Below are 9,217 nucleotides of genomic sequence, written 5' to 3'. Positions count from 1 at the left end.
CCAACCGGGCGTTCCTGTTCGGGGATACATTCGTTGTAGAGTCTCGATTCACCTCGGTGGCCGGACTGACGAGTGGTGCGGCCGTTCAGTACCAGGGCGTCAGTGTAGGTCGTGTCGACGCCGTGCGTCTTCCGGATGAGCCTGGACAGAAGATCGTCGTGATCATGGCGATCAGCGAGAACGCGCGTCGCGTGTTGACGAAGAAGACCCAGGCGCAGATCAAAAGCGCCGGCATCGTGGGCGAGCAGATCGTTGTCCTTGTCACGCCATCGGAAGACGTGGGCGATCCCATTGCGGATGGAGATGTAGTCCCCGGCATCGACCCTTTTGATCTGTTCGAGATCACGGACCGTGCTCTGCAGTCGGTGCAGAATTTTGAAAAGGCTGCAACGACGTTTGACGAGATCATGCAGGACGTTCGAAACGGCGAAGGTACGCTCGGCAAGATTATCTACGACTCGACGCTATACATCACGTTTGTCAGGACAGCCAACGAGACGCAGAGCGTGATGAACAGCATGGCGGACAACGCGGAGAGTCTAGTGGCTCTGGCTGACGAAGCCACGCAGGGCGTGAAGACCCTGCTGGACAAGATCGAGCACGGAGAAGGCACCGTCGCACGGCTGATCAACGATCCGGAACTCTATGAGCAGTTCCTGTCCTCGGCCGACACGCTCTACACCATCATGAACGATGTTCGTGTCGTTCTGGCGAATCTGGAGCACACGTCAAACTGGGGAGCACTGGGAGCATACAGATTCGCCGAGTTGATGGAAGCAGCAAAGCATAACTGGTTGTTCAAGAGGTATTTCGAGGAACGAGGTCACATGGAGCTGGCTCCGTTCGAAGTGCGAGAACGAGCCATTGAGGAGAGCTTCAGGCGACTGACGCAGCGGGAACGCGATCTGCTTGAGTGGGAGGAACGATTGCGACGCGCCGGCGCCGATGTTGGCATGCCGACTCCGGCAGCTTCTGAGGAAACCAGCGGTGCAGGCGGTCCTGCATCTAACGACCCAGAACTCCGCCCGTAATGGATGAAGCAAATCCAGCCGTGACCGGCGAGGGAGTTGGTAAATCACGCCCCCGTTCCCTGGATGCGGCTCTGACAGCCGGCGGTATTGCGCTCTTCCTGGTGCTCCTCTACACGATGCGGGAGTTACTGAACCCGTTGCTCGTCGGTGCGGCAGGCGTCATACTCCTCTGGCCGCTGCGTTCGAACCGCGCAGTACGTGCCCTGCTGGTGTCGGGAGCGTTTCTTCTCATCCTCTGGTTCTTCGATCGGTTGAGCACGGTCCTCCTTCCTTTCGGGGTCGCCTACCTGCTGGCCTACCTCTTCAACCCTGTCGTGGAACTCCTGAATCAACGATTCAAAGTGCCGCGGTGGGCCTCGTCTCTGGTCGTCACCGGACTGATTATTGGCCTGATGGCGGCGTTCGCATTCCTTCTGATTCCGAGCATCATCAACCAGCTTGAAGTGCTCGGAACGCGGATCTTCGAGAGCGTGACCGGCCTGAGTGAATGGATGACGGAATCGACGCTGCTCGACCGACTGCAGGACGCCGGCATCGTTGAAAAAGACGTCTTCATTGCCCAGATCATTGCAGCCATCCAGGAGCAGGCGGGAGTACTTGCCAGCGGTGTGCCCGAAGCAGCCCAGAAACTTGCGAAGGGGCTCGGATCGATTCTCGGACTTGTTACGGTCGTGGCCATCATGCCGGTCCTCGTATTCTACATGGTCAAGGACTTTTCTCTCATCACCGACAAGGTGATGCAGCTCTTCCCGACGTTCGGGGGACGGAGAGAGTATCTGATAAAGGCCGGTGGCGTAGTAGGAAACTATCTGCGTGGCCAGTTGATGATCAGCGCCATTGCAGCTGTCAACGTTTCGGTGCTGCTCCTCATCTTCGATGTACCGTTCGCACTCCTGATCGGGTTGCTGGGTGGACTGCTCAACATGATCCCGAATGTCGGAGCGATCATCACAAACATTATCGGAGTAACGATCGCGGTCGTGTTCGGTGATCCCTGGCTCGCGAAGGCACTCATCGTCTTCGTAGTTCTTCTGGGCGAGTCGTTACTCGAATCAAGTGTCCTGAGTCCGCAAATACTGAGTCACCAGGTGGGATTGCATCCCGTGCTCATCGTGCTGTCGCTGTTCGTTTTCGGCGCTTTCATGGGTCTTTTCGGGTTGTTTATCGCGGTCCCCGTCACCGCACTGATCGTCGCGGCTTATCAGGCATGGCACCAGGAGCTGCAGTTCGAAATCTCGAACTACATGAGTGCAGCGACCGATTGATTATTTCGCGAAATGCCCGTGCGGAGTAACGGCGACGTACGTCGTTGAACACAGTGGCAGTCGGGTTCATCCAGCAGCTCATTATTCACGCCAGCCCAACACCCGCCCTCGCTGAACGGCGTACAACCACACGACCATCTGGAGCCGTGTCACAGAACCTCACAGTGCACTGAACAAGCAATTCGTCATACCACGCATGTTTGATCCGACGCGCTCCGTGCTTGGCCGATGGCTGAGCAAGGACTCGGATCGGCTGCGGGGTGAGGCACGCTTCTACCTGTTCGCCGTCACAGGAAGTGTACTTCTTATTCTGACAAGTCTGATCATCTGGGCCATAGTCAGGGACCGAGTCATCGCCGAACCACAGGGAACGGCTGCGCTTGTGTTCTACGGGGGCCAATTGCTAGCTGCAGGTACATTTGTCCTGACTTGTGTGCTCGGATTCAGACCACGCACCGTCGTCACACTGTCGCGAGGAATGATTGATGTCAGGCAAGGCCGTAGATCGATGATACTCAGGACACGCGACATCAAGAATGTCGAAATCGTCCCTGGATCGACGCTGCCGAGGCACTATCGGCGGTTCGCGAACCTTGCCGAATTCTCCGGTAGATCGCAACACAACTATCTGCTGCTCAAGGCGGCGGACCGGGCTCTGGTGCTGGGACTGACGGGTCCACAGCAGGATGAGTTTCTCAGTCTTCTCAGACAGGAAGAATTGCCAGACACGATCCGTCTCTTGCGAGAAGCGCAGTAGCAAGGAACGAGTGTCCCCCCTCGGCCGCTTCAATGCATTTCGAACTTCTGCATACCGACCCCTCCTCCGCTGCGCGCCGTGGACGTCTGCACACACCACACGGTCCCGTCGAGACGCCGGTCTTCATGCCGGTCGGCACGCTTGGAACGGTCAAGAGCATTCCGCAGAGAGCGTTGCGCTCGGATATCGATGCGCAGATCATATTGGCGAATACGTACCACCTCTACTTGCGACCGGGGACCGATGTGCTGGAAAGTGCCGGTGGTCTGCATACATTCATGAACTGGGACCGTGCGGTGCTGACCGACTCGGGTGGTTACCAGGTATTCTCTCTCTCTGACAAACGATCCATCTCCGAAGATGGCGTTCGATTTCGCAGCCATCTTGATGGGTCCGAACATCTCTTTACGCCGGAGTCGGTTGTCGACACGCAACGTCTCATCGGCGCGGATATCATAATGGTTCTCGACGAGTGCCCACCGGGGGACGTCTCTGCAAGTTATGCAAGGGAGTCGAACGAGCTGACTATTCGGTGGGCGGAGCGCAGCCTGGTCCGATTCAACGAAACACGATCTCGATATGGCCACGAACAGACTTTGTTCGGCATTGTCCAGGGCGTTGTTTATGCGGACGTCCGGAGCGAATCGGCCAGACGCCTCGTTGATCTGGATTTCCCCGGCTACGCCATCGGGGGACTGTCCGTCGGCGAAACGACCGACCTGATGTATGAAATGGTCGATGTCGTTGCGCCACTGCTTCCGCCCGAAAAACCCCGTTACCTGATGGGCGTCGGGACCCCGGCCAATCTGCTCGAAAATATCGCCCGCGGTATCGACATGTTTGATTGCGTGATGCCGACCCGCAATGCACGCAACGGCCGTTTGTACACGACCGACGGGTTTCTCAATGTTCGGAACGAAAAATGGAAAGAAGATCACTCAGCGATAGACGCCGGACTGGACTCGTACGCCTCCTCCAGTTATTCGAAGGCCTATCTGAGGCACCTGTTTCAGTCGAACGAAATGCTTGGGCCGCAGCTTGCGACCCTCCAGAACCTGTCTCTCTACTCGCGGCTGATGGATGAGTCCCGGAGTCGGATTGTGGCCGGAACGTTCGATGGCTGGTGGCAGGCAACGGCCGACCGCCTGAGTCAGCGGCTGTAGCGTACGAACCTCGCCTCTTCCGATCGCGTATACGTTGATATTCATTCGAGACTCGTCGAGACTCATGGCCAGACAGTTCAACGTTCCGGATTTCTACCGCAGCTCCGTTATCTCGACGGTGAAAGAAGCCCGGCGCGTCACCGACCCTCGCAAGAAGGACCTGTCCCCCTCCCTCATAGATTTTGGGCCGATTCGCTTCCGGATCGCGCGCCATTTCGGTTTCTGCTACGGCGTAGAGAATGCGGTCGAGATAGCGTACCGGGCGCTTGACGAGAACCCGAACAAGCGTGTCTTCCTGCTGTCGGAGATGATTCATAATCCGAGAGTCAACGGAGATCTTGAGAGCCGCGGCATACGATTCCTGAGAACGACGGAAGGCCGACAGCTCATACCGTTCGACGAGTTGACTCCGGACGATGTTGTAATTATTCCTGCATTCGGATCCACGATCGAGATCACGCAGGAACTTCAGCGGTACGGTGTGGACACCTACGCCTATAACACCACGTGTCCGTTCGTCGAGAAGGTGTGGAAACGGAGCAGTCAGATCGGTACAAAGGACTACACCGTTGTGATTCACGGAAAGCACAATCACGAGGAGACGCGCGCGACGTTCTCTCACGCGGAGAAGGATGCACACGTTGTTGTGTTACTTGATCTTTTCGAGGCGGAACTCCTGGCAGCCGTTATCACAGGGGACGCCGAAGCCGGGGCGTTCTTTGATGAGTTCGATGGCCGGCATTCGCCGGGTTTCGATCCGGTGACTCACCTGCGGAGAATCGGTGTCGTAAACCAGACCACGATGCTCGCGACAGAGACACAGGCCATTGCCGATCTACTGCGCCGCGCCATGATCCGCCGGTACGGTGCAGAGAATATCGGCGAGCATTTCGCCGATACAAGCGACACGCTTTGCTACGCGACGAACGAGAACCAGAACGCAACGCACGCGCTGATCCGGCAGCCGGCTGATCTGGCGATCGTTGTTGGTGGGCACAACTCCTCCAATACGAGCCACCTGGTAGAGTTGTGCAGCCAGGCGATGCCCACGTACTTCATTCAGGACGCCACCGAAATCCTGTCGAGACATGTCATTAGTCATTTCGATCTCGAACAGAAGAAGCAGGTCGAGATCGAGAACTGGTTGCCGACACATGAGCCCGTGACCGTCGTGTTGACAGCCGGCGCATCCTGTCCGGACTCGTTGCTTGACGAGGTTGTCACCAGGCTGATCGATTGGTTTCCCGGAACCCGGAGTGTCGAGGAAGCTCTGTCTCCATTCGCCGAGGCGACGGCCTGAGAGCGCGGCATCCTATGCAACAGAAACAGCCCAGGTGGTACGAGGCATGGTTTGACCGTGATGAGTATGCGATCGTCTACCGTCATCGCGACGACGAGGAAGCCAGAAAATTGATCGATCTACTGGAACGTATCACCGGTGTTGGCAGAGGTGACACGATCGTGGATATCGGGTGCGGACGCGGACGTCACGCCATTCGCCTTGCCCGACATGGCTATCGCGTTACCGGCCTCGACTTGAGTGAACGGTCAATTGATGAGGCGCGCGAGCGGGCTGCGCGCGATGGCCTTGAAGTGGAATTTGTCGTCGGTGATATGCGCACCGCTCTTTGCGACGCATGCTTCGACGGCGCCGTAAATCTGTTCACGGCGTTCGGGTACTTTGAGCGTGAGGACGAACATCAGAAAGCCGTTGATGCTGTCGCAAATTCCCTCAAACCCGGCGGCTGGTTTGTGCAGGATTTTCTGAACCCGACGTTCGTGCGTGAAACGCTCGTACCGGAAGATCGGCGAACAGAGGACGGTATCGAGATCATGCAGCTAAGAACCGTCGTCGACGGCCGGATCCGAAAAGAGATCACGCTCACAAAGGACGGCCGCAGCCACAGCTTCCAGGAATCCGTACGGCTGTTCGAACTTGACGATTTCAAGTCGATGTACGATCGAGCGGGGCTCCGTTTCGTCGACGTGTTTGGAGACTACGACGGAGGGGCCTACGGCCCGACGAGCCCCCGCATGATCATGCACTCGATCAAGCGTGGTAGAGAATGAACCGGGCGACCACTCGATATGCCGGAGTCGTCACGACCATTATGGCCGCCGGTCTGATGGCCGGATGTGCCCTCTTTGATACGCGCGACCCTGAGCCGCCGATCGTCGTGGGTGGAACGTACCTGCAGCCAGATACGCCCGAGCAGGTGGTCGCAAACTTGATCTCGGCGGTCGGGGAGTTGAATACACTCAATTATAGGCGGTCGTTCTCTGACGAATTCGTATTTCAGCCGACCGCGTCGGCGGAAGCCAGCAGTCCGATCTGGAACGGATGGGGAGTCACCAATGAGGAGCAGTATTTCAGCGCTCTCGCGGCGGCCGGACGTTTCGGATCAAATCATAGGCTGCTGCTCACTGACGAGAACCCGACGCCGGTGTCGGATCGGTTGAGCATTGTCGATTCCAACTACGAGTTGACGGTCAACCACAGTCGCCCCGAGATCCCGACATCGGTCGAGGGTCAGCTTCGCTGGGAAATCGAACAGGGAACGGACGGTCTCTGGCGGCTCGCGGCCTGGACCGACCGGGAGGTGAGCAGCGCTTCGTCATGGAGCGACCTCAAGGCCGAATTTGTAGACTGATACAGCTGGCGTATCGCGACGACGTTCGCTTACTCCGGCATCGAGAAGGTCAGGGTCGTGTGGTGCGTCCATCAGCCGCTTCCCGCCGAGGACGACACGTTCGTCTTGCTGTTCTCCCATGGTCGGTTTGCGGACCGCGTGGCGGAAGAAAAGCGTTGTCGTCGGCCGTACCTTGGTTTTCAACCAGCCCACTAGTGTTGAAGACAGGCGTCATCATCTCGTCCCTCAGTGCTGCTCTGGTCGTCGTGGCCGGCTGCAATCCTTTCGCTCCCGCGCTCGAGGAAGGGGATCCGTTTGGGGATTTTCTGGGGGATCCGACCACGGTCGAAGGCTTTTTTACGAACTTTCGAAACGCTTACGAGCTGCGCGACATCTCGCTGTACGAACCGCTGCTCGACTCCTCTTTCGTCTTCAGTTACTACGATTTCGACGAGCAGGTCGAGCGAGAGTGGGGATTCGCTCAGGACCTTGAGAGTACACGCCGGCTCTTCGACAACTCGAACCTGATCCGCCTGCAGTGGAATCAGATCATCTCGCGTGACGAATTCGAGCGCGGACTGAGTGAGCGCGTGGTGCGCTCGTTCAATCTCACGATTTCGCTGGAGAGCGGCGAAGTCTTCCGGGGCGATGGCAACGTCAATTTCTCCATGCTCCGACCCGACACGACCGTATCCTGGAAGCTCGTGCGGTGGCGCGACGAGAGCGAATTCTGAGATCTTGACGCGCGTGTCAACCGCGCACGTGAAGGCGGCGCCAAAATCCGGAATCCTTCATCAAGCCCATCCCCTTCAGTGCGTATACTTCGGGCATAACTGCACATCGACAATACCGAGCGGATCATCATGGAAAAGGCACTCTCCTACGCTCAGGAGCACTTTGAAGACTCTGTAACCGGACTCGAAGATTTTCTGCGCATACCGTCAATCAGCACGAATGCGGATAGCGCCGGTGAAGTCAAGAGAGCCGCGAACTGGCTGGCCGACGAACTACGCCGCATCGGCATCAAGACGGTGGAAGTCCACGAGACCGCAGGGCATCCGATCGTTTATGCGGAGCACCTCGTCGACGACGCGAAACCGACGATTCTTGTGTACGGACACTATGATGTCCAGCCGCCGGATCCGCTGGACCTGTGGACGTCTCCCCCGTTCGAGCCTACGCGGAAGAATGGCGTCCTGTACGGCCGCGGCACATGCGACGACAAGGGGCAGCTATTCATGCATGTCAAGGCAGCCGAGGCCTATCTCCAGTCGGGTGATGCGCTCCCGCTGAATCTGAAGATGGTATTCGAGGGCGAGGAGGAGACCGGTTCGGAGCACATCGTACCGTTTGTGCGCGAGAACAAGGAGCGGATGAAAGCCGACGTGGTCGTCGTCTCGGACACGGCCATGTTCGACGAAGGAGTACCGTCCATCACGTACGGCCTGAGAGGGATGGCGTATGTCGAGGTGAAACTGACGGGACCCGATCGCGATCTACACTCCGGTGTGTACGGTGGTGCCATCGAGAATCCGATCAATGCGCTGGCGAAACTCATTGCCGGACTCCACGACGAGGACCATCGCGTGACGTTGCCGGGCTTCTATGATTCCGTGCGGCCGTTGTCGGATGAGGAGCGTGCGACGTACAAGGCACTTCCCTTCGACGAGAAAGCGTTCATTGCGGATGCCGGTGCTCCGGTAGCAAAGACCGAGAAGGGGTACTCACCACATGAGGCCTCGACCGGAAGGCCGACGCTCGACTGCAACGGAATCTGGGGCGGCTACATCGAGCCGGGGGCAAAAACGGTGTTGCCATCGACGGCGAGTGCCAAGATCTCGATGCGCCTCGTGCCGAACCAGACGTCCGACAAGGCGGCCGAGCAGCTGGAGCGTTACTTCAAGGAGCACACACCGGATACGATGAAGCTGGACTTCAAGTATCTGCACGGTGGGAAGGCTGTGCTCGTGGACACGACGATACCGGCGATGCAGGCCACTGCCGAAGCGATGGAAGGCGTGTTTGGCCGTAAGCCATTTTTCACGCGCGAGGGAGGTTCAATCCCGATCGTTGCCGACTTCAAAGAGATCCTCGGAATCGACACGGTGTTGATGGGATTCGGGTTGAACTCGGATGCGATCCATTCTCCGAACGAGTGCTTCGGACTCGAGCGTTTCCGTCAGGGAATCGAGACGTCGATCCGGTTCATGAAGATCTTCGGCGAGAGAGTGGCGTAACGGAATCGGGCCTGGATCGTTGGTGAAAACTACAGATCGACATCCTCGTTAAAGGTGTCGATGCCCGGGTGGCGGAACTGGTAGACGCATGCGACTCAAAATCGTATGTCCTTAGGACGTGTGGGTTCGAGTCC

Annotated in this window: 9 protein-coding genes; all 9 read left to right on the top strand. The window is 57.7% G+C overall.

Translation table 11 applies throughout. From position 1 onward, the window contains the following. The coding region (locus HKN37_01910) for an MCE family protein (protein ID NNE45394.1) at positions 1–1,031 on the top strand (1,031 nt) is incomplete at its 5' end. Then, the gene (locus HKN37_01905) at positions 1,031–2,296 is read left to right on the top strand and encodes an AI-2E family transporter (protein NNE45393.1); all 1,266 of its coding nucleotides are present in this window, start codon (positions 1,031–1,033) and stop codon (positions 2,294–2,296) included. The genes HKN37_01910 and HKN37_01905, both read left to right, overlap by 1 nt. A gap of 196 nt (positions 2,297–2,492) precedes the next feature. Further along, positions 2,493–3,053, top strand: coding sequence for a hypothetical protein (locus HKN37_01900; GenBank protein ID NNE45392.1), 561 nt, complete (start codon positions 2,493–2,495; stop codon positions 3,051–3,053). Between the two features lie 32 nt (positions 3,054–3,085). Further along, positions 3,086–4,216 (top strand): tRNA guanosine(34) transglycosylase Tgt, encoded by a 1,131-nt coding sequence (gene tgt, locus HKN37_01895; GenBank protein ID NNE45391.1) that lies wholly within the window; start codon positions 3,086–3,088, stop codon positions 4,214–4,216. 64 nt (positions 4,217–4,280) lie between these two features. Then, positions 4,281–5,516: a 4-hydroxy-3-methylbut-2-enyl diphosphate reductase gene (locus HKN37_01890; protein ID NNE45390.1), complete on the top strand. Its 1,236-nt coding sequence runs from the start codon at positions 4,281–4,283 to the stop codon at positions 5,514–5,516. A gap of 14 nt (positions 5,517–5,530) precedes the next feature. Beyond that, positions 5,531–6,286, top strand: a complete 756-nt coding sequence (locus tag HKN37_01885; protein NNE45389.1) for a class I SAM-dependent methyltransferase — start codon at positions 5,531–5,533, stop codon at positions 6,284–6,286. Then, positions 6,283–6,867 carry a hypothetical protein gene (locus tag HKN37_01880; protein NNE45388.1) on the top strand — a complete coding sequence of 195 codons (585 nt, stop codon included), beginning with the start codon at positions 6,283–6,285 and terminating at the stop codon, positions 6,865–6,867. The genes HKN37_01885 and HKN37_01880 overlap by 4 nt, the downstream gene beginning before the upstream one ends. A gap of 212 nt (positions 6,868–7,079) precedes the next feature. Continuing rightward, positions 7,080–7,580: a hypothetical protein gene (locus HKN37_01875; GenBank protein ID NNE45387.1), complete on the top strand. Its 501-nt coding sequence runs from the start codon at positions 7,080–7,082 to the stop codon at positions 7,578–7,580. A gap of 129 nt (positions 7,581–7,709) precedes the next feature. After that, positions 7,710–9,083, top strand: coding sequence for a dipeptidase (locus tag HKN37_01870; GenBank protein NNE45386.1), 1,374 nt, complete (start codon positions 7,710–7,712; stop codon positions 9,081–9,083). Positions 9,084–9,217: the final 134 nt, after the last annotated feature.

The organism is Rhodothermales bacterium, from assembly GCA_013002345.1.
In the GTDB taxonomy this organism is placed as follows: domain Bacteria; phylum Bacteroidota; class Rhodothermia; order Rhodothermales; family JABDKH01; genus JABDKH01.
Note: the sequence above shows the minus strand (reverse complement) of the source record. Positions and strands in the feature narration are given on the sequence as shown.